Consider the following 25,717-nt stretch of genomic DNA (forward strand, 5'->3'; position numbering starts at 1 on the left):
ACGATGACACACCTTAGCCGAGGGGGGACCACCTTACTACCCCCGCGCACGCGTACGCGCGGGGAGAGGAGAGGTTTCATCGGTATTTGCGGGTGATTGCCGGTTGTCGGCACGATGCGTTTTACCATCGTTCGCCGGGGTGACGGACTTCAAGGCGGGCGAAGGCCCGGGTCAGGGGGTAATCTCGACCCCGTCCCAGGCGAACAGCTTCCCGCTGTCGGGCGCACGGAGGCCGTCGATCACGTCGAGCAGCTGGACCGCCGCCCGGTCCGGCTTGAACAGCGTGCCGGGCGTCACATTGCCCTGGAACGGCTGCGACAGGCCGGTGTCGACCGTGCCTGGATGCAGCCCGACGACGATGCCGCTCGAATTGCGCCGCTTGTCCTCGATCGCGATCGTCCGGACGAGCTGGTTGAGTGCCGCCTTCGACGCGCGATAGCCGTACCAGCCGCCGAGCTTGTTGTCGCCGATGCTGCCGACCCGCGCCGACAGGACCGCGAACACGATCCGCCCCGCCTTGGGCATCGTCGGCAGGAAATGCTTGGCGACCAAAGCGGGACCGATCGCGTTGATCGCGAAGTTGTGCGCCATCCATGCCGGATCGAGATCGCGTATCGCCTTTTCAGGCCCCTTGTCGCCCGCATGGAGCAGGCCCGTCGCTACGATCACGAGCGTCGGCGATCCGACCTTCGTTGCAGCCGCGACAATGCTCGCTTCATCCTCCAGGTCCAGATGGCGATCACCATCGGCCGACCGCGAGAAGCCGTGGACGGCATCGAATGTGCCCTCGTCGCGCAGCGCCTCTTCCAGCGCTTTGCCGATCCCGCCCGAGGCGCCGATGACGACAGCGCTGCTCATCGGCGAACGAACCGCCACTGCGCGTCGGTACTGCCAGCCGCGTCATAGGCATAGCCGTCGGTGTCGAAGCCCTTCATCCCCTCGATTTCGTCGATGCGGTGCTCGAGCATCCAGCGCGCCGCCATCCCTCGCGCCTTCTTGGCGTGGAAGCTGACGAATTTCTGGGCCTCCCCCTCGCGGAAATCGAACGCGACGACGCGGATCCCGGCGGGCAGCTTGCCATCGGCCGCCGCCCAATATTCCTGGCTGGCGAGATTGAGGATCGTCCCCGAGCCTTCGGCCTCGACGTCCTCGGCCAGAAGCTTTGCGATCCGATCGCGCCACCAGTCGGTCAGCTTCTTCTGACGGGGCGCCCAGCGAGTCCCCATTTCGAGCCGATAGGGGCGCATCGCGTCGAGCGGTCGGAGCAGGCCGTAGAGCCCGGAGAGCATACGCAGATGATCCTGCGCATAGTCCACCGCCGCCTCGTCGAGCGTCTTCGCGTCGAGCCCGGTATAGACGTCGCCCGCGAACGCGAACAGCGCGGGGCGTTCGGGCAGCGTGTCGAAATCGCCGAACCGGTCGGCATTGAGCTTCGCGAGCGCCGGCGAGATGTGCATCAGCTCGCTCAGCCGCTTCTGCGTCAGATGCGCCGCCGCATGCGCGAGCGTCGTCGCCTCGTCGGCGAACCGCGGCTGGGTGGGGGTGACGGAGGGCAGGGCGGTCTCATAGTCGAGCGTCTTGGCGGGCGAGAGGACGGCGATCATGCGGGTCACCTAGCCGTGCAACCCGGCGCGTTCAATCGGCGTTCAGTGCGCGGGACACATAAGGCGTGTCTTCACCCTGATTCCCGCTGCTTGCTTGAACGCAATCGGCCACACCCATATAGCGTCGCGCCAAGTCGCAGATACGCACGAGGAGAGTTCCCGCATGAAGACCATTTCGAAACTCGCACTGGCCGCGGTGCTCGCCACCGGGGTGAGCGGCATGGCACTTAGCGTTCCGGCCATGGCCAAAGACAAGAAGGAAGAGGCCAAGGGCGGTCTCAAGCTGAGCCCCGAGGTCCTGAAGGCGGCGCAGGTCGCACAGCCCGCGATCGCCGCGAAGGATTTTGCCACCGCAGAGCCCGCGCTCGCGCAGATCGACGCAGCCGCGAAGACCGACGACGACAAATATATCGGCGCCGCGCTGCGCTATGATCTTGAGCAGCAGAAGCTGGCCGCCGCACAGGCCGCCAACCCCAATGCTCCGATCAACGAGACGGTCCTGGCCGGGCCGCTCGACGTGCTGATCGCCAATCCGAGCACGCCTGCCGACATGCGCGGGCGCTATACCTATCGTCGCGGCGCGCTCGCGTTCAACGGCAAGCAGTATCCGGTCGCGATCCAGTATTTCCAGAAGGCCAAGGCGCTCGGCTTCACCGATCCCAACCTCGACCTCCAGATCGTCAAGGCGAAGATGGAAAGCGGCGACGTGAAGAGCGGCCTCGCCGATCTCGACGCGTCGGTGACGGCATCGACCGCGGCCGGCCAGAAGGCACCCGAGGATTTCTATCGCTATGCGATCAGCAAGGCCAATGCCGCCAAGCTGAAGCCCGAGACGTTCGCCTGGTTGCAGAAATATGCGGTCGCCTATCCGTCCCCCAAGACGTGGCGCGACGTGATCGTGACGTTCGGTCTCCAGCAGAACGGCGTTGTCACGCTCGACGAGACGCAGAAGATCGACCTGTTCCGGCTGATGCGCCAGACCAAGTCGCTGGCTGATCAGAACGACTATCTTGAATATGCCGACAGCGTGAACCGTCGCGGTCTGCCGAGCGAGGCGCAGGCCGTGCTCAAGGAAGGCATGGCTGCGGGCAAGATCCCCGCGACCAACACCATGGCGAAGACCCTGTTGGCGGATACCGGCACCGCGATCCGCAACGACGGCCCCCTGTCCGGGCTCGAGAAGAAGGCGGCGAGCAACGCCGATGGCAAGCTGGCTGCCGGCACCGCTGACGCCTATCTGGGTCAGGACAATTACGCCAAGGCGATCGAACTCTATCGCCTCGCGCTCAGCAAGGGCGGCGTGAATGCCGACGACGTCAACCTGCATCTCGGCATCGCGCAGGCGAAGTCGGGCGACAAGGCTGGTGCGGCAACCTCGTTCGCAGCGGTGAAGACCACGCCGCGTCTGGAGACGGCGCAGCTCTGGACGGCCTGGATGAACGCTCCCGCCGCCTGAGCGGGTGGCAGAAATGGAAAAGGGGGCGGCAGCGATGCCGTCCCCTTTTTTTGTGCCCCGCGTCGGAGGGGTCGCCGCGGATGCAGCGTTGAGCTTGAGTCTAGTCGAGCGTGACGGGAATGCCCGACAGCGCCTTGGCGGTGCGGATCGTCAGCGAGGTCTTCACGCTGGCGACATTGGGGGCGGGGGTAAGGTGCGTGGTCAGGATTTCCTGGAAACTCTTCAGGTCGGCGGCGACGATCTTCAGGATGAAGTCGATCTCGCCGTTGAGCATGTGGCACTCGCGGATCTCGGGGATGTCGGCGATGTGCGTTTCGAACGCGGCGAGGTCGTGCTCGGCCTGGCTGCGCAAACTGACCATCGCGAAGACGGTGATCGGGAAGCCAAGGCGGCCGGCGTCGAGATCGGCATGATAGCCGCGGATCGCGCCCGCTTCTTCCAGCGCTCGGACGCGGCGCAGGCATGGCGGCGCGGTCAGCCCGACCTGGTCTGCTAGGTCGACATTGGTCATCCGACCGTCGGCCTGCAGAAGCGACAGGATCTGACGATCGATCCGGTCAAAACTCATTACGTGTAACTCCCATGAAACGCGTCAAACACGGCGATCGACCCTCCATAGCGATAAGATTGTTGCGGCGAAACGCAATTGTCCCACATCGCCACGGCATAACCATGCACGCCAATTCTGTTGTTCCTTCCAAGGCCGCCTCAGGGTATGACACCTTGATGACGCAGGCGGTGCAGCGTCCATTCGGGGAACTCCGTGCGCTTCGACGACAGCCTGAAGACCGTGCTATCTGCCGACATGGCCACGGATTTCGGTGCTCAATCGGCGTGGCGTCAGATGGTCGACCTGATCGGACGCGGGCGTAGCCCGGCCGATGCTGAGTCGCTGGCCCGGTTGCAGGCGCTGCGCAAGCTGGTCCCCGACACGGTTCGCGCGGCAAGCGCGCGCGCGCTGGCGTTTGCGAAGCCCGATGTCGCACTGGTAAGGTTCTTTGCCGAAGACACCTTGGCGATCGCCGCCCCCGTGTTGCGGACCGCGATGCTGCCTGCGGATGACTGGCTTGCTCTGCTGCCTCAGCTGACGCCGGCGGGCCGATCCGTTCTGCGGCATCGGAAAGATCTGCCCGACCCCGTCTGTCGCGGTCTTGAGAGTTTCGGATCGACTGATTTCGTCCTCGCGCATCATCCGGCGCCGTCCGACGTTGCTCCCGCAATCAACCCCGGCGGGCCGGCGGAGCCTCCGGCCGATGACGCCGTGCCCGCACCGGTCGTCGAGGCTCCAGCGGAATCGCCGTCCTGTCCGACCATGCCGCACACCGCGTCGCCCTTTGTCACGCTCGGCGCGATCGCGCGCGGTCTGCCGGTCGTGGCCGAAGCGCTGCGTCACGCGGCGGTACCGGCGACCGACGCCGCGCCCGAGCCCGTCGCGAAGCCCGAGCGGTTCGAGATTTCGGACCTCGTCAAACGAATCGACGCGTTCAATCGCGACCGGATCGTGCCTGACGCGACGGACTTTGCCGCGGAGGTTGCCGACAGCTTCCGCTACGAAACCGATCCGACGGGCGTGATCCGCTGGGTCGACGGCGTGTCGCGCACGGCGCTGGTTGGCGCCTCGCTGGCCTATGCCGCCGTTCAGGGTGAGGTTCAGATCGACGGAGTCGCGGCAGGCGCCTACCGGCGGCGCTCCGCCTTCGACGCGGCGCGGCTCCAGATCGGCGGTTTGTCGAGCGCTGCCGGTGCATGGCGTATTTCGGGTGTCCCGGCCTTCGATCCCGCATCGGGGCGGTTTACCGGGTTTCGCGGCACCGCCCGCCGGCCGCGGCGCGATGAGGTTGCGTCGCTCGGTGAGCCGTTGGCCGCGCCCAAGTCGCCGGTTTCCGATTCGTTGCGGCAACTGGTGCACGAACTGCGCACGCCGACCAATGCGATTGCGGGCTTCGCCGAACTGATCGAGACCGAATTGCTCGGCCCGGTCCCTGCAACCTATCGCGAACGCGCGGCGATGATCCGGAGCCAGGCGTCCGAACTGCTGGCCGCGATCGAGGATCTGGATACCGCGGCACGGATCGAAGGCGATGCGCTCGAGCTGCGCCCGACGATCGTGCCCGTCCTGCCGTTGCTCGACGGCGTGGTGCGTGACCTCGCACCGCTAGCGGCGTTGCGCGGCGCCCAGGTCGTCATCGATCCGTCGGCGGCCCATTGCGACATCGCCGGTGACGACCTTGCGGTCGAACGGCTGGTGGGGCGCCTGCTGGCGACCCTCGTATCGGCCTGCAGCGCGGACGAGATGCTGATGGTCGCGGTCCTGTGCTGCGGCGATACGGTGGCGCTGCGCTTCGATCGGCCTCGTGCGATGGCGGTGCACGACACGAACATCCTGCTGAGCATCGACAACGACCGCGGTCACGAGCGCGATGGTGCCCCGTTGCTGGGCACCGGATTTGCGCTGCGGCTGGCGCAGAATTTTGCGGTCGAACTGGGTGGGCACATGGCGTTCGAGTCCGAACACATCATCCTCACGCTACCCGCCGTTGCGGCCGAACGGATGGAGCGCGTTCTCGACCGGTTTCGGTGAACGACGCGCGGTACAGGCTGGCTTCACCGCCGGAGCCCATCGTCTGGCGTCCAAGTTTCGGACCGCGCTACACGCTGTTCGTCGATGTCGAGGAGCAGTTCGACTGGAATGCGCCATTCGAGCGCTCGGGACATTCGACAAGTGCAATGGCGGCATTCCCCGAGGCGCATGCGCGGTTCCGCGAGCAGGGCGTCGCGCTGACCTGTCTGGTCGATTATCCGATCGTCGACGACCCCGCCGCCGTCGAGATCCTGCGCGACGTCGGTGCCGATGGCCGGTCTGAGATCGGCGCGCAGCTGCACCCCTGGGTCAACCCGCCCTTTGGTGAGCCGCTGACCCCGGCGATGAGCTTTGCGGGCAATCTTCCCGAAGGCCTCGAAGCCGCGAAGCTCCGCTTTCTCACCGATGCGATCGCCACGGCGTTCGGTCGACGCCCGCGCGCGTATCGCGCCGGTCGCTACGGGGTTGGCCCGGACACGGTCGCGACGCTCACGGCGCTCGGCTATCGCCTCGATAGCTCGGTCCGGCCCGGCTATGACTATTCGGCCGAAGGAGGACCCGACTTTTCGTCGAGCGACTCGCGTCCCTGCCGCCGGGGCGCGCTTCTCAGCGTGCCGTTGTCGACGCTGTACGTCGGCGCGCTGCGTGGTCACGGTGCGGGACTGTACCGCGCGCTGGGGCGAGTGCCCTATGCGCGCGGTGTCGCGTCGCGACTGGGCCTGTTGTCGCGGATTGCTTTGACGCCAGAGGACATGCCGATCGGCGCCGCGCTGGAGGCGGTGACGATCGCGGTGGGCGAGGGGGTCGAACTGCTCAACTTTGCGTTCCATTCACCGTCGCTCGTCCCCGGCAATACGCCCTATGTCCGCGACGCCGCCGATCTGCGCGCGTTCCATGACTGGTGGTCGGCGATGCTGACCCGGCTCGACCGGCTTGGCGTGCGCAATGCGTCGCTCGACGAAATCCTGGAGAATGCCCGGTGACGACGCCCCCTTCGCGCTGTGGCTGGGCGGGGCACGATCCGCTGATGTGCGCCTATCACGACACCGACTGGGGCGTTCCCGAACGCGACGGACGCGCGCTGTGGGAAAAGCTGATGCTCGACGGTTTCCAGGCGGGACTTGCCTGGATCACCGTGTTGCGCAAGCGCGAGGCGTTTCGCGCCGCCTTTGCCGGGTTCGACCCGGAACAGGTCGCGCGCTTCGACGAGGCAGACATCGCCCGGCTGATGGGGAACGCCGGCATCATCCGGTCGCGTGCCAAGATCGAGTCGACGATCGGCGGCGCGCGCGCGGTCCTCGCGATGCGCGACGCGGATCTGAATTTCGCGACCTATTGCTGGTCGTTTACCGATGGCAAGGTACTGATCGGCGACGGTGCCAAGCTGGTCACGCAATCACCGCTATCGGCCCAAATCGCAGCCGATCTCAAAAGTCGCGGGTTCAAGTTCGTCGGTCCGACGATCGTCTATGCCTGGATGCAGGCGGTCGGGATCGTCAATGATCACGAAACCAAGTGCTTCCGACGCGCGGAGCTCGGCGGCTAGGACGCGACAGGTCGGCGCGGTCAGAACGCGCGACGGTGCTTTCCGCCATAGCGACGGCCGATATAGTCGCCGATGTGCGCGACCTCTATCGCCGCTTCGCGCACTGCGCCGTTCTGGCAAGGCATCGGGTCGCTGGCCGGTTCGGCGGCGCGGCGCTGGACCGTGGCGCAAAGCTCCTCGATGTCGGCGCGCGACAGGATGTTCTTCTCGCGCAACAGGCAGATCAGGCTTTGCAGGATGACGAGGTTCTTGTCCTCGGGATCGGCTTCGAGCCGTAGCGGCGTCGTCACTGTCTCTCTCCTTATGTTTATCCAGTGATGATATGCTCATGAGGTTCAGGCGCAAGGATTGATTTTCGCTGTGTTGCAAAGGCTTGCCGGTAACGGGTGACGCATCGCCCAACGCACCCTATCTGGTGGGGATGTACAAACCGAAAGCCGGTCTTCCGACCCGCCAGCAGATCCTGGACTTCATCGCGTCGTCGGACGTCCCCGCGGGCAAACGCGAGATCGCCAAGGGCTTCGGCCTGAGTGCGCAGGACAAGATCGGACTGAAGGCGTTGCTGAAGGACATGGCGGACGAGGGGTTGATCGACAGCGCCCCCGGCCGCGCGTTTCACAAGATGGGCGGCGTGCCCAAGGTCACCGTGCTGCGGATCGCCAACGTCGACGATGCCGGCAATGTTTGGGCGGTCCCCGAGCGCTGGGAGGCCGAGGGCGTGTCACCGCCGCGGCTGCGCGTGCGCGAACGCAAGCGCGGTGCGCTGGGGGTCGGCGAGCGGATCCTCGCGCGGACCGAGGAAGCCGGCAATGGCTGGACCGCGCATCCGATGAAGGTGCTTGCGCCCGCGTCCGAGCAGGTGCTCGGCGTACTGCGCGAGGAGGCGGGGCGGCTGTGGCTGACCGGCGTCGACAAGCGCGAGCGGCGTGAGTTCGCGGTTGCCGATGCCGGCGGCGCCGCGCCGGGCGATCTGGTGCTGGCCGAACTGGCGGGCAAGCCGCCGCGGATCGCCGCGCGGGTCGTCAACAAGCTGGGCGACCCGTTCGCCGCGCGCAGTTTCTCGCTGATCGCGATCCACAAGCATGGCATCCCCGACGTCTTCGCGGTCGAGGCGATCGACGAGGCCAAGCGCGTCGCACAACTTCCGCTCGGCGACGACCGCGAGGATCTGCGCCACCTGCCGATCGTGGCGATCGACCCGGAGGATGCACGCGATCACGACGACGCGGTCTGGGCGCAGGCGGACGAGGATCCGGCCAATGCCGGTGGCTGGAAGGCGATCGTCGCGATCGCCGATGTCAGCTTCTATGTCCGACCCAAATCCGAGATCGACCGCGAGGCGCGGCGGCGCGGAAATTCGGTCTATTTCCCCGACCGCGTCGTGCCGATGCTGCCCGAGATCCTGTCGGCGGACGTCTGTTCGCTGAAGGAAGGCGAGGATCGCGCTGCGCTCGCCTGTCACCTGGTGATCGGCAAGGATGGGTCGCTCAAGTCGTGGCGCTTCACCCGCGCGGTGGTGCGGATCGCGGCGAATCTCGCCTATGAGAAGGCGCAGGCCGCGATCGACGGGACGCTGGCGCTCGACATGACCGAGACGGTGCTGAAGCCGCTCTGGGGATGCTGGGCGTCGCTGGCAAAGGCCCGCGATGCGCGCGCGCCGCTCGACCTCGACCTCCCCGAGCGGCGGGTGGTGCTCGACGAAAAGGGGCGGATCATGTCGGTCGCACCGCGCGAACGGCTCGATGCGCACCGGCTGATCGAGGACTACATGATCGCGGCCAACGTCGCCGCGGCCAAGGCGTTGGAGGGCAAGAAGGCGCCGGTGATGTACCGCGACCACGAGCCGCCGAGCCGCGAGAAGCTGATGGCGCTGAAGGATTATCTCGAGACGTTCGGGGTGCCCTTCGCGCTGGGGCAGGTCATCCGGCCAGCGACGTTCAACCATGTGCTCGAGCGGATCGGCGACGCCGACTTCCGGCCGCAGGTGATGGAGCAGGTGCTGCGCACGCAGACCCAGGCCTATTACAGCCCCGCCAATCACGGGCATTTCGGGCTGGGGCTCGGCAGCTACGCGCACTTCACCTCGCCGATCCGCCGTTATGCCGATCTGATCGTGCATCGATCGCTGGTCGCGGCCTATGGCCTGGGGGCAGGCGGTCTGCCTGCCGAGGATGCAGCCGGGATGGAGGCGATCGGCGAGACGATCAGCCGACTCGAACGCCGCGCGATGGAGGCCGAGCGCGACACGATCGACCGCTATGTCGCCTCGTTCCTGTCCGAGCGCGTCGGTCAGATCATGGAAGTGCGGATTACCGGCGTCACCAATTTCGGATTCTTCGCGACCGTCGAGGGAATCGGCGGCGACGGGCTGATGCCGGTGCGCGACCTTGGCGGCGAGTATTTCCGTTTCGACGAGGCGGCGCGGACGCTGGTCGGCGAGGATAGCGGCGACGTCTATGCGCAGGGGCAGATGCTCGACCTCAAGCTCGCCGAGGCGAACCCGGTATCGGGCGCGCTGCGCTTCGAAATGCCCGAGGGGAAAGGGGCCGCGGGACCAGCACGCGCGCGCAAGCCGGGCCGCGAGATCAAGCGGCGCGGGCGTCCGGCGAACATCCGGCACCAGGGAAAGCGACGCTGATTGTGATCCCGTTGCCACAGATGATGCGGAAGCTTTGGCATAAGCCCGGCGAGGTGCTAACGGCGCGCGCATGACGACCGAATTGTCCCGCATCCGCAACTTCTCCATCATCGCGCATATCGACCATGGCAAGTCGACGCTCGCCGATCGACTGATCCAGCAAACCGGCGGTCTGACCGCGCGCGAAATGTCCGAGCAGGTGCTCGACAACATGGACATCGAGAAGGAACGCGGGATCACGATCAAGGCGCAGACCGTGCGCCTGGCTTACCGCGCGAAGGACGGCGAGGATTACGTCCTCAACCTGATGGACACGCCGGGGCATGTCGACTTCGCCTATGAAGTGAGCCGCAGCCTCGCCGCGTGCGAGGGCGCGCTGCTCGTGGTCGACGCGGCGCAGGGCGTCGAGGCGCAGACGCTCGCCAACGTCTATCAGTCGATCGAACATGATCACGAGATCGTGCCGGTCATCAACAAGATCGATCTGCCCGCCGCCGAACCCGAGAAGGTCCGCAAGGAAATCGAGGACGTGATCGGCATCGACGCGTCCGGCGCGGTGCTCGCATCGGCCAAGTCGGGCATCGGTATCGAGGACATCCTCGAGGCGATCGTCACGAAGATCCCGCCGCCCAAGGGCGATCCGGAGGCACCGCTGAAGGCCATGCTGGTCGACAGCTGGTACGATCCGTATCTCGGCGTCGTCATCCTCGTCCGCGTGATCGACGGCGTCCTGAAGAAGGGCCAGCAGATCAAGTTCATGCAGACCGGCACGATGCATCTGGTCGACCGGGTTGGCTGTTTCCGCCCCAAGATCGAGCAGCTGATCGAGCTCGGCACGGGCGAGATGGGCTTCATCACCGCGCAGATCAAAGAGGTCGCGCAGACCCGCGTCGGCGACACGATCACCGATGCGAAGCGGCCTGCGCTTGAGGCGCTGGCGGGCTTCAAGGAAGTCCAGCCGGTGGTGTTTTGCGGCATGTTCCCGGTCGACGCCGCCGAGTTCGAGAAGCTGCGCGAGAGCATCAGCAAGCTGCGCCTCAACGACGCGAGCTTCTCGTTCGAGATGGAGACGTCGGCGGCCTTGGGCTTCGGCTTCCGCTGCGGGTTCTTGGGCCTGCTTCATCTGGAGATCATCCAGGAGCGGCTGACGCGCGAATATGACCTCGACCTCATCACCACCGCGCCGTCGGTGGTGTACGAGATCGAGCTGACCCACCCCGATCCCGCGGGCACGACGCATATCGAGCTGCACAACCCCGCCGACATGCCCGAGCCGAACAAGATCGCAACGATCAGCGAGCCGTGGATCGAGGCCACGATCTACGTCCCCGACGAATATCTCGGCAGCGTGCTCAAGCTCTGCCAGGACCGCCGCGGCATTCAGAAGAACCTGACCTATGTCGGCGGCCGCGCGCAGGCGACCTACGAACTTCCGCTGAACGAGGTCGTGTTCGATTTCTACGACCGGCTGAAGTCGATGTCGAAGGGCTATGCGAGCTTCGACTATCACCAGATCGGCTATCGCGAGGGCGACCTCGTCAAGATGGGCATCCTGGTCAACGAGGAGCCGGTCGACGCTCTGAGCATGATCGTCCACCGCGGCACCGCCGAGGTACGGGGTCGCGGCATGGTCGAGCGGCTGAAGGACCTGATCCCGCGTCACCTGTTCAAGATCCCGATCCAGGCAGCGATCGGCGGCAAGGTGATCGCACGCGAGACGATCAGCGCGATGCGCAAGGACGTGACCGCCAAATGCTATGGCGGCGATGCGAGCCGCAAGAAGAAGCTTCTGGAAAAGCAGAAGAAGGGCAAGCTGAAGATGCGCGAATATGGGTCGGTCAGCATCCCGCAGGAGGCATTCATCGCCGCGCTGCGGATGGGCGACGACTCCTGATCGGGTGTTCTCTTTCGGGCTGACGTGACGGATTTGTCATCGTCCCGATCGTTCGCGGGCATGAATGGTGGTGCATGGCGCGCGATCCTGGGGTCGGATAGCGTTGGTCATGGCACTGCATCCTGTTTTCTACGACGCTAGCGGGCGGCGTCGTCGCCGTTTCGCATTGGGTGTCATCGCCTTCGTAGCGCTCGTTTTATTGTCGGTGGCGGTGTTCGCCGTGTCGATCGGCGCGGTCCCGGCGGCACCGTTGCTGCCGTTCGAGCCCGAGCATCCCGGGCTTCACCGCTTGCCCGCACCGCATAGCGGCGTGATCGGACGGGCGCAGCGCAGCATCGATTATTACGGCAAGGCGCTGTTCGGTGGCCCCACCGCGGGCGCCGGCAAGGCGGGTGCGAAGGGGGGCGTCGGACAGGCACCGCGCGCGACCAACCCGCGGCTGGCCATCGCCTTTTACGTGCCCTGGGACGGATCGAGCGTGGCGAGCCTTGCCCGGCATGTCGAACAACTCGACTGGGTCATTCCCGGCTGGGTGTCGGTGACCGGGGCCGACCACCGGATCACCGTGTTCCGCGATGTCGCGGGCCGCGCGGTGCTCAATCGCGCGATCCACCGCCCGGTGATCCTGCCCATGGTTCAGAACGCCAAGGACGGCGACTGGGACGGCGCGGGCAGCGCCGCGCTGTTTGCGGATGTGACCGCCCGGCGCGCCTTCCTCGATCGGCTGGTCCCGTTCCTCGCAGCGAACCATGCAGGCGGCGCCTTTTTCGATTTCGAGAGCCTGCCCGCGGGGGCGCAGGCGAACTACCGCCTATTCCTTGCCGAGGCGAAAGCGCGGTTCTCACCGCGCGGCTGGGTCGTCGCGATCGCCGCGCCGGTCGGGAACGCCGACTGGAACATGCGCGCCTATGCGCGCGTGACCGACAAGATCTTCCTGATGGCCTATGACGAGCACGAGACGAGCGGCCCGGCCGGGCCGATCGCATCGCAGCGCTGGTTCGCGCGGTCGGTCGCGGATGCCGCGCGCGGCGTCGCCCCCTCAAAGCTGGTCGTCGCGTTCGGCTCCTATGCCTATGACTGGCATGACCGTGGCGGCGATGCGCTGGGCGTCGAGGAGGCGTGGCAGGCCGCATCCGATTCGGGCACCGTTCCGACGTTCGACAAGGGCAGCGGCACCAGCAGCTTCGCCTATGCCGATGGCGGGACCCGGCATCAGGTATGGCTGCTCGATGCGGCGAGCGCGTATAACGAGCTGGCCTTTCTTCAAAAGGCGGGGGTTCAAAGCTTTGCGCTGTGGCGGCTTGGGTCGGAGGATCCGGCGCTCTGGTCGATCTTCGGGCGCGACCATCGCCGATTGCCCGACCTGCGTGCGATCAACACGACCCCGGCCGGGACGAATGTCGATATCGAGGGCAATGGCGAGATCCTGAAGATCGGGTCGACGCCGGTGTCCGGGCTGCGCGATACGGTCGCGGCAGCCGATGGGACGATCGCGGACGTCCGCTTCACGCGCATGCCCTCGCCCTACGTCGTCCAGCGTACGGGCTACAGCCCGCGGGCGCTTGCGCTCACTTTCGACGATGGGCCCGACGCCGAATGGACGCCGCAGATCCTCGACATCCTCAAGCGCAAGCACGTGCCGGCGACGTTCTTCGTGGTGGGCGAGAATGCGCTGACGCAGCGGAGCCTGCTCGAACGCATGGTGGCCGAAGGGCATGAGGTCGGCAGCCACACCTATACGCACCCCAATCTGGCCACCGTATCGGGGCGGCAGGTCGGGTTCGAGCTCAACACGACGCAGCGGCTGTTCCAGGCGTTCACCGGGCGATCGCTCCGCCTGTTCCGCGCGCCCTATTTCGGCGATGCCGAGCCGAGCACCGCGGACGAGATCAAGCCGGCGCTCGAGGCGCAGCAGCGTGGCCATGTGTCGGTAGGCCTGCACGTCGATCCCGACGACTGGAAGCGTCCGGGTACCGCGGCGATCATCGACCGCACGATCGCACAGGTCGTGGAAGGATCGCCCGAACGCAGCGCCAACATTATCCTGCTGCACGATGCGGGGGGCAACCGCGCGCAGACCGTCGCGGCGCTGCCGGTGATCATCGACCGGCTGCAGGCGATGGGCTATCATTTCGTGCCCGTCTCCGCGCTGGCCGGGCTGACGCGCGATGCGGCGATGCCGGTGATATCGTCGAGCGACCGGGTCGCGGCGGTCGCGGATCTTGCGCTGTTCAGCACGCTGGGTGGACTGGTAATCGGCCTGCGCTGGATCTTCGGGATCGCGATCACGATCGGCATCCTTCGCGCGCTCGCGCTGTCGGCGCTGGCACTGATCCAGGCACGCCGCGAATTGCGGACGGTGTTCCCGGCGATCGATCCGGCTCGATTCGTCACGGTGATGATCCCGGCGTTCAATGAGGAACGCGTGATCGTCCGCGCGGTCGAGGGCGTGCTGGCCTCGACCGACGTCGTGGTCGAGGTGATTGTGATCGATGACGGGTCGAGCGATGGCACGAGCCAGGCCGTCGCCACCGCCTTTGCCGGCGACGCGCGGGTGCGGCTCATGACTCTGGCGAACGGCGGCAAGGCGCGTGCGCTGAACCGCGGGCTGGCCGCGGCGCGGGGCGATATCGTGATCGCGCTCGACGCCGATACGCAGTTCGAGCCGCTGACGATCGCGCGGCTGGCGCGGTGGTTCGACGACCCGGCGCTGGGGGCGGTTGCGGGCAATGCGAAGGTCGGCAACCGGGTCAATCTGATCACCCGCTGGCAAGCGCTCGAATATATCACCGCCCAGAACCTCGAACGGCGCGCGCTCGCGCGGCTGAACGCGATGACGGTCGTGCCGGGCGCGGTCGGCGCGTGGCGACTGGCGGCAATTCGCGCGGTCGGCGGCTATCCCGATGATACGCTGGCCGAGGATCAGGATCTGACGATCGCGATCCAGCGCGCAGGGTGGACGGTCCAGTATGACCAGTTCGCGATCGCGTGGACCGAAGCCCCCGAGACGCTGCGCGCGCTTGCCAAGCAGCGGTTCCGCTGGGCGTTCGGGACGCTCCAGTGCCTGTGGAAGCACCGGTCGGCGATCGGCCGCAGCCAGCCGCGCGGGCTTGGCTGGGTCGGGCTGCCCCAGGCGATCGTGTTCCAGATCCTGCTGGCGGCGATCTCGCCGATCATCGACCTCGCGCTGCTCGTCAGTGTCGCGACGACCTACGTCGCGGTGTCGGCGCATGGCTGGGCACAGAGCAGCCATGATCTGCAGACCATGCTGACCTATTGGCTGGTCTTCACCGCGATCGACCTGCTCGCGGCGACGATCGCGTTCGCACTCGAGCGGCGCGAGCGGTGGAGGCTGCTCTGGCTGCTGATTCCGCAGCGGATCGGCTATCGCCAGGTCATGTACTATGTCGTGCTCAAGGCGCTCGCCCAGGCTTTGCGGGGGCCGATGGTCGGCTGGGGCAAGCTGGCCCGGACGGGGCGCGTGACGGCGCCCTCCGGGGCGGAATGAACCCCATGTCCGTTGTGGCGTTCAGCGGGCGGCATACTATAGCGCCGTGGTGATTGGCGGGCTCGAGGGGACATGATGAAGTATCCGGTATTGCTCGCCATGCTGGCCGTCGGCGGCGTCGCGACGGGCGCCGACGCCGCGCAGCGCGCGGCACCGCTCGTGCTGGCGGCGGCGAGCCTGCAGGAATCGATGACCGCGGCCGCCGATGCGTGGGCGGCGAAGGGGCATGTGCGACCGACGATCTCGTTTGCGGCCTCGTCGGCGCTGGCACGGCAGGTCGAGGCCGGCGCGACAGCGGACCTGTTCGTGTCCGCGGATGAGGACTGGATGAACGAGCTGGCAAAGCGCCGCCTGATCGTCCCTGCGTCGCGCGTGACGTTCCTGGGAAACCGGCTGGTCGTCGCGGCGGCGTCGGGGACGACGGTGCGGATCCCGTCACGCCCGCCTGCAGCGCTCGTGCGGGTCCTGACCGCAGGGCCACTCGCGATGGCGGATACGCCCGTCCCTGCGGGGCGGTACGGCCAGGAGGCGCTGGAGGCGCTCGGCGTATGGAAACAGGTCGCGCCGCGCGTCGTGCGCGCCGAAAACGTCCGCGCGACGTTGGCGCTCGTCGAACGCGGCGCGGCACCCCTGGGGATCGTTTATGCGACCGACGCCAAGGCATCGACGCGTGTCAGGATCGCAGGCGTATTTCCCGCATCGACGCATCCCGCCATCACCTATCCGATCGCCCGGTTGTCGACGTCGCGCAATCCGGAGGCCGAGGCGTTCCGCCGGTTCCTGACGTCGCGTCAGGGCAAGGCGATCTTCGTGCGTTACGGCTTTTCGGCGCGCTGAGTGACGGATGGGTTCGTCCTGACACCGGCGGAATGGGGGATCGTCGGTCTGTCGCTGAAGGTCGGCGCCGTCGCCATGCTGATCACATTGCCGATCGCGTTCGGCTTTGCCTGGCTGCTGGCGCGCGTACGGTTTCCCGGGCGGATCCTCGTCGATGCGGTGATCCACCTGCCGCTCGTCGTGCCGCCGGTCGTGACGGGGTGGCTGCTGCTGCTCGCCTTTGCGCCGAACGGGCCGGTCGGTGGGTGGCTGCAGTCGTGGTTCGGGGTCAGCGTGTTGTTCCGCTGGACCGGTGCGGCGATCGCAGCGGGGGTCATGGCGCTGCCCTTGATGGTGCGTGCGATGCGGCTGTCGATCGAGGCGGTCGATGCACGGCTTGAGAGTGCGGCGCGGACGCTGGGCGCGGGGCCGTGGCGGGTATTCTGGACGGTCACGCTGCCGCTGAGCGTACCGGGCGTGCTCGCGGGCGCGGTGCTGGGCTTTGCGCGATCGATCGGCGAGTTCGGGGCGACGATCACCTTCGTCTCCAATGTGCCGGGCGAGACGCAGACGCTGCCGCTGGCGATCTACTCGGCGCTTCAGCAGCCGGGCGCGGAGATGCTGGTATGGCGGCTCTCGGCGATTTCCGTCGCGTTGTCGCTGATCGCACTGGTCGCGTCCGAGCTCCTGACGCGGCGCGCGGGCAGGGGGCTTCATGTCCTTTGAGATCAACGTCCGCAAGCGTCTGGGCGATGCCGAGGTCGCACTGACGATGGCGGCGGGGGACGGCGCGACCGTGCTGTTCGGACCGTCCGGCGTCGGCAAGACCAGCATCCTGAAGATGGTCGCCGGGCTGCTCACGCCCGACAATGGCCGGATCGTCGTCGATGGCGTCACGCTGTTCGGGGAGGGCATTAACCTGCCACCGGAACACCGCCGTGCGGGCTATGTGTTTCAGGAAGCGCGGCTTTTTCCGCATCTGAAGGTGCGGGCGAACCTGCTTTACGGCGCCGGCCGAGACACGTCGGGGTTCGAGGAGCGGATCGGCTTCCTGGGGATCGGGCATCTGCTCGACCGCTGGCCGCGGTCGCTCTCGGGGGGCGAAGCGCAGCGCGTGGCGATCGGACGGGCATTGCTCAGCAACCCGCGCTTCCTGTTGCTCGACGAGCCGTTGGCGTCGCTCGACCGACCGCGCCGCGAGGAGATCGTCCGCGTGATCGAGCATCTGCGCGATACGATGCGCCTGCCGATCCTGATGGTGACCCACGACCCCGACGAGGCCGCACGAATCGGCACCCGCGTCGTACGGATGTAGCGCAGGCATGAAAAAGGCGGCCCGGGAAAACCCGGACCGCCCTTTTCCGTAGTTCGGTAAAGCGTTTAGCGCTTCGAGAACTGGAAGCTACGACGGGCTTTCGCCTTGCCGTACTTCTTGCGCTCGACGACGCGGCTGTCGCGCGTCAGGAAGCCTGCAGCCTTGACCGATGCACGCAGCACCGGCTCGAAGCGGGTCAGCGCCTGGCTGATGCCATGCTTGACCGCGCCGGCCTGGCCCGAAAGGCCGCCGCCCTTGACGGTGCAGACTACGTCATACTGACCTTCGCGCTCGGTGATACCGAACACCTGGTTGATGACGAGACGCAGCGTCGGACGTGCGAAATACACTTCCTGGTCACGACCGTTGATCGTGATCTTGCCGGTGCCGGGCTTGACCCAGACGCGGGCAACGGCGTCCTTGCGACGGCCGGTCGCATAGGCGCGGCCCTGCTTGTCGAGGATCTGCTCGCGGAGCGGCATCGGCTCGCGGACCGGCTCGTTCGAGACGGGCGCTGCGATGTCGCCTTCGCTGGTCGGCAGCGACTGTGCGGCCGGAGCAGCCGGTGCGGGCTGGTTGGTCAGGCTCGCGAGATCGGCGAGCGACTGGCGGTTGTCGGTCATTTACGCACCCACCTTGTTCTTGCGATTCATGCTGGCGATGTCGAGAACCTCGGGGTTCTGTGCCTCATGCGGATGCTCGGTACCCTTGAAGATACGCAGGTTGCGCATCTGCTCACGGCCAAGCGGGCCGCGCGGGATCATGCGCTCAACGGCCTTTTCGAGAACGCGCTCCGGGAAGCGGCCGTCGAGAACCTTGGCGGCAGTGATGCCCTTGATGCCGCCGGCATAACCGGTGTGCTTGTAATAGACCTTCTTCGCGGCCTTGTTGCCGGTGAAGCGGATCTTGTCGGCGTTGATCACGACGACGTTGTCACCGCAATCGACATGCGGGGTGAACGACGTCTTGTGCTTGCCGCGCAGGACGTTGGCGATGATCGACGCTGCGCGACCGACCACCAGATCCTCGGCATCGACGATATGCCATTTCTTCTCCACCTCGTGCGGCTTGGCCGACTTGGTGGTCTTCATGAGCGCCTTCATGGGGCTGAGACCTTTGCTGAAACGATATGCGCCGCCACGACGGACGGCGCTAACGAGGCGGCAATGGCGAAAAGAGGTGTTTAAGTCAAGCTTTCCGCCGGTTTCATGGCGGGTATTATAATACCTTGGGCGGATTGCCGAGGCGATGCGCGGCAAATACCATGGCGATCAGCAACAGCGCCGCGTTGGCTTGGTGTGCGACGGCGACAGGGATGGCGACACCGGTCATGAGCGTTGCGATCCCCAGAAAGACCTGAAGCGTGACGAGCCCGACCACCCAGAAGCCGGCGCGCGAACCATGCTGCGTCGCGCGGACCGCGAGCCAGACGAGCCCGGCGGCGGTGGCGAAGGCGAGCCACCGGTGAATGAACTGGACGACAATCGGGTTGTCGACGGCGTTGATCCAGCCGGGTGACAGCATCGGGACGCCGCCCGGGAACAGGCTGTCGCCCATCAGCGGCCAACTCGAAAAGGCGTAGCCTGCGTTGAGCCCTGCGGTGAACGCGCCATAGACAAGCTGGACGAACAGCAACGCGAACGCGGTGACCGCGATCGGCACGAGGCGGGCCGGGGCCGCAAGCTTCGAGCGGTGGAGTGCGAGGAGGTCCAGCGCCGTCCAGACGATGCCGGCGAGCGTGACGAGCGCGGTCATCAGATGGACTGCGAGACGAATGTGGCTGACGTCGGTGCGGACGGACAGCCCGGACTTCACCATCCACCAGCCGACAGCGCCCTGAAGCGCGCCGAGCGCCAGCAGCGCGCCGAGTCGCCAGCCATAGCCGACCGGGATTGCCCGGCGCAGCGCGAACCACAAGAGCGGGATCGCGAACGCCGCGCCGATCGTCCGTGCCAGCGCGCGGTGGAGATATTCCCAGAAGAAGATCGCCTTGAACCCGTCGAGCGTCATGCCGCTGTTGAGCTGGCTATATTCGGGGATCTGTCTGTAGTTCGCGAATTCCGCCTGCCACTGCGCAAGCGTGAGTGGCGGAATGATGCCGGTGATCGGCTTCCATTCGGTGATCGAGAGCCCCGAATTGGTAAGCCGCGTTATGCCCCCCACGATAACGATGCCGACGATCATCGCCGCAACGAGAAGAAGCCAGGTCGCGACCGCTCGCGGGCGCGCTGTGGACAGGAAGGCGGCACTGGGCTGGAGCATCGCACGGCTCTACGCCTGTCTGACTGGGGCGTCGAGTATCAGGGGTTATCGGCCGCCGGGTTTCTGCTGGCCCGAGACACACGCGCGATGCGTTGGGAACGAGCGCGAGCGCAGGATTGATCACGACGTCGATCGAGCGTCCTTTTCCTGAAAAAAAAGCGAGCGGACGACGGGCGTTCGGCCGAATGTGATGTTGTATCCTTTCCTGAGATGGACTATCTAATCGGAACGATGTCGACGACCGCCCACCACCATACCCATGCGCATCCGTCCTGGATCGCAGGCCTGGATCGCTATGCGATCGGGCTGTCGGGTCTGTGCATGGTGCACTGTCTGGCAACGTCGGTGCTGGTTGCGCTGATGTCGACCGCGGGCGGCGTGCTGCTCGATCCCATCTTCCACGAAGTCGGACTGACGATCGCGATCCTATTCGGTGCGGTCGCGCTGGGGCGCGGGATCCTTCATCATGGCTATGCGATGCCGGCGGCGATGGGTGCGTTCGGGCTCGGGATCATGGCGGGGGCGATGACGCTGCCGCATGATTCGGGAAGCGGTGAGACGCTCTGGACGATCATCGGCGTCGCGTTGCTCGCGTTCGGGCACGATCTGAACCGTCGCGCCGAAAGCTGAGCCGGGCCGCACGATCGCCCCGGCGCGGTCGCTGCTTGTCGCCGGTCCTGCGGCACCCTAGATTCACGGCATAATGGCAACGCACTCGCATTCACATCATGAGCCGCAAGGCGCCGACCTCAACGTTGCCGCGCAGGCGACGCTGGAAAAATCGGGAGAGCAGTGGACGACGATGCGCGCCAGCGTGTTTTCCGCGCTGGCTGGCTTCGACAAGCCGGCCTCGGCCTATGACATCGCGGAAGCCGTGTCGAAGGCGGAGGGGCGGCGCGTCGCTGCCAACAGCGTTTACCGAATTCTCGACCTCTTCGTGGGTGCGAACCTGGCGCGACGGGTCGAGAGTGCGAACGCGTACGTCGCCAATGCCCATCCCGATTGCCTTCACGACTGCATCTTCCTGGTATGTGATTCGTGCGGGCAGACGACGCATATCGACAATGACGTGATCACTCGCGGTGTGCGGAATGCGGCTATTTCGGCCGGTTTCGTGCCTGTCCGCCCGGTCATCGAAGTCCGCGGCCGGTGTGCCGCATGCGAGGCGCAGCGCTGATCGGGGAAGGCTGCCAGCGCCATGACGGGGTAACCAATCTGGCGTCGCTGCGTAGAAATATCCGCGGATGGCGGGGTTTCGTTCGGTAACAATCGACACCAAACCTGTGCTGCGATAAGCCGGCGGGATGGCAGATACTCCTGTAACCCCGTTGCTCGACACGGTTTCGACCCCCGATGACCTGCGCAAGCTGAAACCCGACCAGCTTCGCCAGCTTGCCGATGAACTGCGGACCGAGACGATCTCGGCCGTCGGGACGACCGGTGGCCACCTCGGATCGGGGCTCGGCGTCGTCGAACTGACGACCGCGATTCATTATGTGTTCGATACGCCGCGCGACCGTCTGGTCTGGGACGTCGGGCATCAATGCTATCCGCACAAGATCCTGACGGGCCGCCGCGACCGGATCCGGACGTTGCGCCAGGGTGGCGGCCTCAGCGGCTTCACCAAGCGGAGCGAGAGCGAATACGACCCGTTCGGCGCTGCGCATTCCTCGACATCGATCTCGGCCGCGCTCGGCTTCGCGGTCGCCAACAAGATCGCGGGCACGCCGGGCAAGGGCATTGCCGTTATCGGCGACGGCGCGATGTCGGCGGGCATGGCCTATGAGGCGATGAACAATGCCGAGCAGGCGGGTAATCGCCTCGTCGTGATCCTGAACGACAATGACATGTCGATCGCGCCGCCGGTTGGCGGTCTGTCGGCCTATCTCAGCCGGATCGTGTCGAGCCGCGAATTCCTGGGCATTCGCGAGCTTGCCAAGAAGCTCGCTCGGCGCCTGCCGCGGCCGTTCCACAACGCCGCGCGGAAGACCGACGAGTTCGCCCGCGGCATGACGATGGGCGGTACGCTGTTCGAGGAACTCGGCTTTTATTATGTCGGGCCGATCGACGGTCATAATCTCGAGCATCTGATCCCCGTGCTCGAGAATGTGCGCGACGCGGAGGAGGGCCCGATCCTCGTCCATGTCGTGACCAAGAAGGGCAAGGGCTATGCGCCCGCCGAGGCCGCGGCCGACAAATATCACGGCGTGCAGAAGTTCGACGTGATCTCGGGCGTGCAGACCAAGGCGCCGCCGGGACCGCCGCAATATCAGAACGTGTTCGGTGCGCAGCTCGTCGCCGAGGCCGCCAAGGACGACCGGATCTGTGCGATCACCGCGGCGATGCCGTCGGGCACCGGCCTCGATGCCTTCGCCAAGGCCTATCCCGATCGCTTCTTCGATGTCGGCATCGCCGAACAGCACGGCGTGACCTTCGCGGCGGGGCTTGCCGCGCAGGGGATGCGGCCGTTCTGCGCGATCTATTCGACGTTCCTGCAGCGGGCCTATGACCAGGTCGTCCATGACGTCGCGATCCAGAACCTGCCGGTGCGCTTTGCGATCGATCGCGCCGGGCTGGTCGGAGCGGATGGCGCGACGCATGCCGGATCGTTCGACGTGACCTATCTCGCGACGCTGCCGAATTTCGTCGTGATGGCGGCGGCGGACGAAGCCGAGCTGGTCCATATGACACACACCGCGGCGCAGTATGACACCGGCCCGATCGCGGTGCGCTACCCGCGCGGCAACGGCACGGGCGTCGCCTTGCCTGCCACGCCCGAACTGCTCGAGATCGGCAAGGGCCGGATCGTTCGCGAGGGCAAGGCCGTGGCGATCCTGTCGCTCGGCACGCGGCTCGAGGAAGCGTTGAAGGCCGCCGATGTGCTCGAGGCCAAGGGGCTGTCGACCACCGTTGCCGATCTGCGATTCGCCAAGCCGCTCGACGTTGAGATGATCCGCAAGCTGCTCACCACGCACGAGGTCGCGGTCACGATCGAGGAGGGCGCGGTCGGCGGTTTCGGCGCGCATGTGCTGACGCTGGCCAGCGACGAGGGGCTGATCGACGGCGGGCTGAAGCTGCGCACGCTGCGTCTGCCGGATCTCTTCCAGGATCAGGACAAGCCCGACGCGCAATATGCCGAGGCCGGGCTCGATTCGGCGGCGCTGGTGGAAACCGTGCTCAAGGCGCTGCGCCATAATTCGGGCGGGGTTGCCGAAGCGCGCGCATGAGCGGGCCGACCAAGGCCATCGTGATCATTGCGCTCGCGGTGATCGTGATGGTGTCGCTGAACATCGCCATGTGGCGGCGGATGCGCGCCGGGTTGCCCGCGGCGCGTGCCGCGGACGAGCAGGATCAGCAGTCGCAGGTGCCGGCAGACGACACACTGCGCGGCTGATCCGGAACGACTGCCGGACGCGCGCCCTGCCTATCTGCCCAGATAGTGGGAGTGGGCCGCGTCGGTTGCGCTGACGGCGAGGATCGATCGCGCCTGGCTCGGCGGCAGCGCTTGCCCGTGACCGTCGCCACTCGCGGCGATCACCCGCTCGAGCAGATCCTGTCCCTCGCGCCACCAGCCGATACCGCTCGCGGCATTGAGATGCCCCTGCGGGCCGGCATCGACGAAATGACTACCCCAGTCGGCGGCCATGCTGTGCGCGCGGTCGGGCGTGACCCAGGGATCGTCGCTGCTCGCGACGACGATCGAGGGGAAGGGCAGGGGGCCGCGCGGGGTCGGTGAAAAGCCCTTGAGCTCGGCCTGGGCGCCGCCCCGGTCGACATCGGCGGGCGCGACGAGCAATGCCCCCGCGACGGGCCATCCATAGGGTTGCGGACTGAGTTCGGCCCACCACGCGACAGCAAGGCACCCCAGGCTGTGGGCGGCGAGGATGACGGGCGCCTGCGCGCGCCGGATCGCCTCGTCGAGCCGCGTGACCCAGGCGTTGCGATGCGGCGTGTTCCACATCCCCAGTTCGACACGGACGGTGTCCGGCCGGGCATCTTCCCACAGGGGCTGCCAGTGTGACGGGCCGGAGCCACCGAGCCCGGGGACCGTCAGGATGGTCGGTTGAACGCTATCATATGGTGCAAAAGAACCCACGACGCTTCTCCTTCTCCATTCCCCCGGAGCCCGGGGGTGGGATCGTGATCGGTCGACGCTCTAGGGGACGTCGGCCGATCACGATCCCTGTCCGCAAGATAATCCTACCAGTTCAGTGGGCAATGGACATTGCGGCGAAAGGAAGGCAGCTTGCGATGATCGGACGCCGGGGCGATAGGCTGGGCGTATGGCAAAGCAACGCGCGGATCAGATGCTGGTCGACAGGGGACTGGTCGAGTCGCGGACGCGCGCGCAGGCGCTGATCATGGCGGGGCTGGTCTTTGCCGGCACGCGCAAGGTCGACAAACCGGGGCAGACGCTCGCAGAAGACGTCGTCCTCGACGTGCGCGGCCGCGATCACCCCTGGGTGTCGCGCGGCGGGATCAAGCTCGCGCACGGGCTCTCACATTTCGGCTGGACGGTCACGGACGCGGTGGCGATCGACGTCGGCTCGTCGACCGGCGGGTTTACCGACGTGCTGCTCAGCAACGGGGTCGCTCGCGTGTATGCCGTCGACAGCGGGACCAACCAGCTTGCGTGGAAACTCCGCCAGGACCCGCGCGTGATCGTCCATGAACAGACCAGCGCGCGCATCCTGACCGACGCGCATATCCCCGAGCCGGTCGACCTGATCGTCTGCGATGCGAGCTTTATCGGGCTGGCCAAGGTGCTCGAGCGCCCGATCGGGTTCGCACGTCCCGGCGCGCGGTTGCTCGCGCTCGTCAAGCCGCAGTTCGAGGCGGGGCGCGAAGAGGTCGGAAAGGGCGGCGTGATCCGCGATCCGGCCGTCCATGCGCGCGTCTGCGGCGAGGTCGCGGCCTGGCTCGAGGCACAGGGCTGGCAGGTCGAGGGCGTCGTCGAGAGCCCGATCACCGGCCCCGAGGGCAATATCGAGTTCCTGATCGCCGCGCATGCGGTCGCCGCGCCACGCGGCTGAGGTTTCGAAGACTGTCCGCGCCGGACCCGGATCGGCCGTCGCAGAATGACGCACTTCCCGATCGGTCCATGCATGTTGCGGTTTACGGCAGGGCGTTCCCGCGGCAGGACTAAGCCGATCAGTCTTGAAAGGACGTATGTGGGAGGCATCGCTTCGAAGGGCCAGCTGAGGATGTCGTTCCTGCGCTGGGCGATCGTGACCGTTCCGTTGATCGTCCTGCTGGGCTTTCTGGCCGGACGCGCCGTCCCGGTGGGGAGCGAAAGTGCCTGGTACACCAGCCTGGTGAAGCCCGCGCTCACCCCGCCAGGCTGGGTGTTTCCGGTCGCCTGGTCGACGCTCTACGTGCTGCTCGGCCTGGCTCTCGCAATGATCCTCAATGCGCGCGGCGCGCGGGGGCGAGGGCGCGCGATCGCCTTGTTTGCCGCACAGTTCGTGTTGAATCTTGCCTGGACGCCATTGTTCTTCGGCGCGCACCGAATCGGGGCGTCGGTGCTTGTCATCGTCGCGATGCTGCTGCTCTCGATCGCCGCGACATTCCTGTTCGCGCGCATCCGGCGCGGGGCGGCGTGGCTGATGGTGCCCTATATGGTGTGGATCAGCTTTGCGGGAATGCTCACATACGGTATAGGCCGGCTCAACCCCGATGCCGAAACCCTTGTGCCGACGACGCGTACCTCCCAGATGTTGTGACGGGGCGCGCGGCGCAAGTTACTAGCAGGATGATGATGATGCAGTCCGAAAACCGGATGTTCGACGATTTCGTGAAGGTCCTCAACGGCGCCGCAGGAACCTTTGCCGGTGTCGGCCGCGAAGCGCAGTTTGGAGTTCGCGAGCGTGCCCGTGAATGGCTCGGCGGCCTCGATTTCGTGAGCCGCGAAGAGTTCGACGCGGTCAAGTCGATGGCGGCTGCGGCGCGTGACGAAAATGACGCGCTGAAGGCCCGGCTCGACGCTCTCGAAGCAAAAATGCAGGTCGGCGTCTGACTTTTCCACAGATTTCTGGGCATTCGGATCGAACGGGGTTGTCGGAGCATTTTTGCCCCGGCACCCTTTGTCGCGTGACAG

General features: G+C 66.3%; 25 protein-coding genes. 17 read left to right on the plus strand and 8 right to left on the minus strand.

Translation table 11 applies throughout. The features are described from left to right. Positions 1-171: 171 nt before the first annotated feature. Both IFT87_RS12000 and yaaA read right to left on the minus strand, forming a co-directional pair. Positions 172-858 (minus strand): SDR family NAD(P)-dependent oxidoreductase, encoded by a 687-nt coding sequence (locus IFT87_RS12000; protein ID WP_037530121.1) that lies wholly within the window; start codon positions 856-858, stop codon positions 172-174. Then, positions 855-1,604: a peroxide stress protein YaaA gene (yaaA, locus tag IFT87_RS12005; protein WP_031439910.1), complete on the minus strand. Its 750-nt coding sequence runs from the start codon at positions 1,602-1,604 to the stop codon at positions 855-857. The genes IFT87_RS12000 and yaaA overlap by 4 nt, the downstream gene beginning before the upstream one ends. A 163-nt stretch (positions 1,605-1,767) precedes the next feature. On the opposite strand from yaaA, the gene IFT87_RS12010 reads away from it, so the two are divergent. Then, positions 1,768-3,060, plus strand: a complete 1,293-nt coding sequence (locus tag IFT87_RS12010) for a hypothetical protein (RefSeq protein ID WP_031439911.1) — start codon at positions 1,768-1,770, stop codon at positions 3,058-3,060. A 100-nt stretch (positions 3,061-3,160) separates the two neighbouring features. On the opposite strand, the gene IFT87_RS12015 is transcribed toward IFT87_RS12010, so the two are convergent. Further along, the gene (locus tag IFT87_RS12015; protein WP_031393257.1) at positions 3,161-3,628 is read right to left on the minus strand and encodes an Lrp/AsnC family transcriptional regulator; all 468 of its coding nucleotides are present in this window, start codon (positions 3,626-3,628) and stop codon (positions 3,161-3,163) included. A 237-nt stretch (positions 3,629-3,865) separates the two neighbouring features. On the opposite strand from IFT87_RS12015, the gene IFT87_RS12020 reads away from it, so the two are divergent. Genes IFT87_RS12020 through IFT87_RS12030 form a run of 3 tightly spaced genes read left to right on the plus strand, consistent with a single transcriptional unit; the run spans position 3,866 to position 7,187 of the window. Continuing rightward, complete coding sequence (locus tag IFT87_RS12020) at positions 3,866-5,641, plus strand: histidine kinase dimerization/phospho-acceptor domain-containing protein (RefSeq protein ID WP_052149177.1); 1,776 nt, start codon at positions 3,866-3,868, stop codon at positions 5,639-5,641. After that, the gene (locus IFT87_RS12025) at positions 5,638-6,624 is read left to right on the plus strand and encodes a polysaccharide deacetylase family protein (RefSeq protein WP_192008613.1); all 987 of its coding nucleotides are present in this window, start codon (positions 5,638-5,640) and stop codon (positions 6,622-6,624) included. The genes IFT87_RS12020 and IFT87_RS12025 overlap by 4 nt, the downstream gene beginning before the upstream one ends. Next, the gene (locus tag IFT87_RS12030) at positions 6,621-7,187 is read left to right on the plus strand and encodes a DNA-3-methyladenine glycosylase I (protein ID WP_037530127.1); all 567 of its coding nucleotides are present in this window, start codon (positions 6,621-6,623) and stop codon (positions 7,185-7,187) included. Before IFT87_RS12025 ends, IFT87_RS12030 begins: the two co-directional genes overlap by 4 nt. Positions 7,188-7,207: 20 nt before the next feature. Here IFT87_RS12030 and IFT87_RS12035 read toward each other — a convergent pair whose 3' ends face one another. Next, positions 7,208-7,477, minus strand: coding sequence for a hypothetical protein (locus tag IFT87_RS12035; protein ID WP_031439915.1), 270 nt, complete (start codon positions 7,475-7,477; stop codon positions 7,208-7,210). Positions 7,478-7,608: 131 nt separating this feature from the next. Here IFT87_RS12035 and IFT87_RS12040 point away from each other — a divergent pair, with 131 nt between their 5' ends. The 6 genes from IFT87_RS12040 (at position 7,609) to IFT87_RS12065 (ending at position 17,358) form a co-directional block, all read left to right on the plus strand. Next, positions 7,609-9,825, plus strand: a complete 2,217-nt coding sequence (locus IFT87_RS12040) for a ribonuclease R family protein (RefSeq protein ID WP_192008615.1) — start codon at positions 7,609-7,611, stop codon at positions 9,823-9,825. A 70-nt stretch (positions 9,826-9,895) separates the two neighbouring features. Further along, complete coding sequence (gene lepA / locus IFT87_RS12045) at positions 9,896-11,719, plus strand: translation elongation factor 4 (RefSeq protein WP_037530131.1); 1,824 nt, start codon at positions 9,896-9,898, stop codon at positions 11,717-11,719. Positions 11,720-11,828: 109 nt separating this feature from the next. After that, positions 11,829-15,227, plus strand: a complete 3,399-nt coding sequence (locus IFT87_RS12050; protein WP_192008617.1) for a polysaccharide deacetylase family protein — start codon at positions 11,829-11,831, stop codon at positions 15,225-15,227. Positions 15,228-15,302: 75 nt separating this feature from the next. Next, positions 15,303-16,064 (plus strand): molybdate ABC transporter substrate-binding protein, encoded by a 762-nt coding sequence (gene modA, locus IFT87_RS12055; RefSeq protein WP_192008619.1) that lies wholly within the window; start codon positions 15,303-15,305, stop codon positions 16,062-16,064. Continuing rightward, positions 16,065-16,769, plus strand: a complete 705-nt coding sequence (gene modB, locus IFT87_RS12060) for a molybdate ABC transporter permease subunit (protein ID WP_037530133.1) — start codon at positions 16,065-16,067, stop codon at positions 16,767-16,769. It abuts the gene before it with no gap. After that, positions 16,759-17,358, plus strand: a complete 600-nt coding sequence (locus IFT87_RS12065; protein WP_031439319.1) for an ATP-binding cassette domain-containing protein — start codon at positions 16,759-16,761, stop codon at positions 17,356-17,358. Before modB ends, IFT87_RS12065 begins: the two co-directional genes overlap by 11 nt. Positions 17,359-17,423: 65 nt before the next feature. On the opposite strand, the gene rpsI is transcribed toward IFT87_RS12065, so the two are convergent. The 3 genes from rpsI to IFT87_RS12080 all read right to left on the minus strand — a co-directional run bounded on the left by rpsI (position 17,424) and on the right by IFT87_RS12080 (position 19,620). Continuing rightward, positions 17,424-17,981, minus strand: a complete 558-nt coding sequence (gene rpsI / locus IFT87_RS12070) for a 30S ribosomal protein S9 (RefSeq protein ID WP_043157976.1) — start codon at positions 17,979-17,981, stop codon at positions 17,424-17,426. After that, positions 17,982-18,461 carry a 50S ribosomal protein L13 gene (gene rplM, locus IFT87_RS12075; protein ID WP_037530138.1) on the minus strand — a complete coding sequence of 160 codons (480 nt, stop codon included), beginning with the start codon at positions 18,459-18,461 and terminating at the stop codon, positions 17,982-17,984. A 115-nt stretch (positions 18,462-18,576) separates the two neighbouring features. Beyond that, positions 18,577-19,620 carry a COX15/CtaA family protein gene (locus IFT87_RS12080; protein WP_031439320.1) on the minus strand — a complete coding sequence of 348 codons (1,044 nt, stop codon included), beginning with the start codon at positions 19,618-19,620 and terminating at the stop codon, positions 18,577-18,579. Positions 19,621-19,851: 231 nt separating this feature from the next. Between IFT87_RS12080 and IFT87_RS12085 the strand changes: the two genes are divergently transcribed. The 4 genes from IFT87_RS12085 (at position 19,852) to IFT87_RS12100 (ending at position 23,014) form a co-directional block, all read left to right on the plus strand. Next, positions 19,852-20,250, plus strand: coding sequence for a MerC domain-containing protein (locus IFT87_RS12085; protein WP_042466454.1), 399 nt, complete (start codon positions 19,852-19,854; stop codon positions 20,248-20,250). A 73-nt stretch (positions 20,251-20,323) separates the two neighbouring features. Further along, the gene (locus IFT87_RS12090; protein ID WP_031439322.1) at positions 20,324-20,797 is read left to right on the plus strand and encodes a Fur family transcriptional regulator; all 474 of its coding nucleotides are present in this window, start codon (positions 20,324-20,326) and stop codon (positions 20,795-20,797) included. 127 nt (positions 20,798-20,924) lie between these two features. After that, positions 20,925-22,847, plus strand: a complete 1,923-nt coding sequence (gene dxs / locus IFT87_RS12095; protein ID WP_031439323.1) for a 1-deoxy-D-xylulose-5-phosphate synthase — start codon at positions 20,925-20,927, stop codon at positions 22,845-22,847. Then, positions 22,844-23,014 (plus strand): hypothetical protein, encoded by a 171-nt coding sequence (locus IFT87_RS12100; protein ID WP_157840526.1) that lies wholly within the window; start codon positions 22,844-22,846, stop codon positions 23,012-23,014. Before dxs ends, IFT87_RS12100 begins: the two co-directional genes overlap by 4 nt. A gap of 30 nt (positions 23,015-23,044) precedes the next feature. Here the strand turns inward: IFT87_RS12100 and IFT87_RS12105 are convergent, their stop codons facing one another. Continuing rightward, complete coding sequence (locus IFT87_RS12105) at positions 23,045-23,716, minus strand: alpha/beta hydrolase (protein WP_192008621.1); 672 nt, start codon at positions 23,714-23,716, stop codon at positions 23,045-23,047. A 187-nt stretch (positions 23,717-23,903) separates the two neighbouring features. Between IFT87_RS12105 and IFT87_RS12110 the strand changes: the two genes are divergently transcribed. From IFT87_RS12110 to IFT87_RS12120, 3 genes are all read left to right on the plus strand, one after another. After that, complete coding sequence (locus IFT87_RS12110) at positions 23,904-24,653, plus strand: TlyA family RNA methyltransferase (RefSeq protein ID WP_192008623.1); 750 nt, start codon at positions 23,904-23,906, stop codon at positions 24,651-24,653. Positions 24,654-24,824: 171 nt separating this feature from the next. Then, positions 24,825-25,343 (plus strand): TspO/MBR family protein, encoded by a 519-nt coding sequence (locus IFT87_RS12115; RefSeq protein ID WP_031395658.1) that lies wholly within the window; start codon positions 24,825-24,827, stop codon positions 25,341-25,343. 38 nt (positions 25,344-25,381) lie between these two features. Next, positions 25,382-25,636 (plus strand): accessory factor UbiK family protein, encoded by a 255-nt coding sequence (locus IFT87_RS12120; RefSeq protein ID WP_192008830.1) that lies wholly within the window; start codon positions 25,382-25,384, stop codon positions 25,634-25,636. Positions 25,637-25,717 lie beyond the last annotated feature (81 nt).

The sequence above is a fragment of the Sphingomonas sp. CFBP 8765 genome, assembly GCF_014841445.1.
Classification (GTDB): Bacteria; Pseudomonadota; Alphaproteobacteria; order Sphingomonadales; family Sphingomonadaceae; genus Sphingomonas; species Sphingomonas aerolata.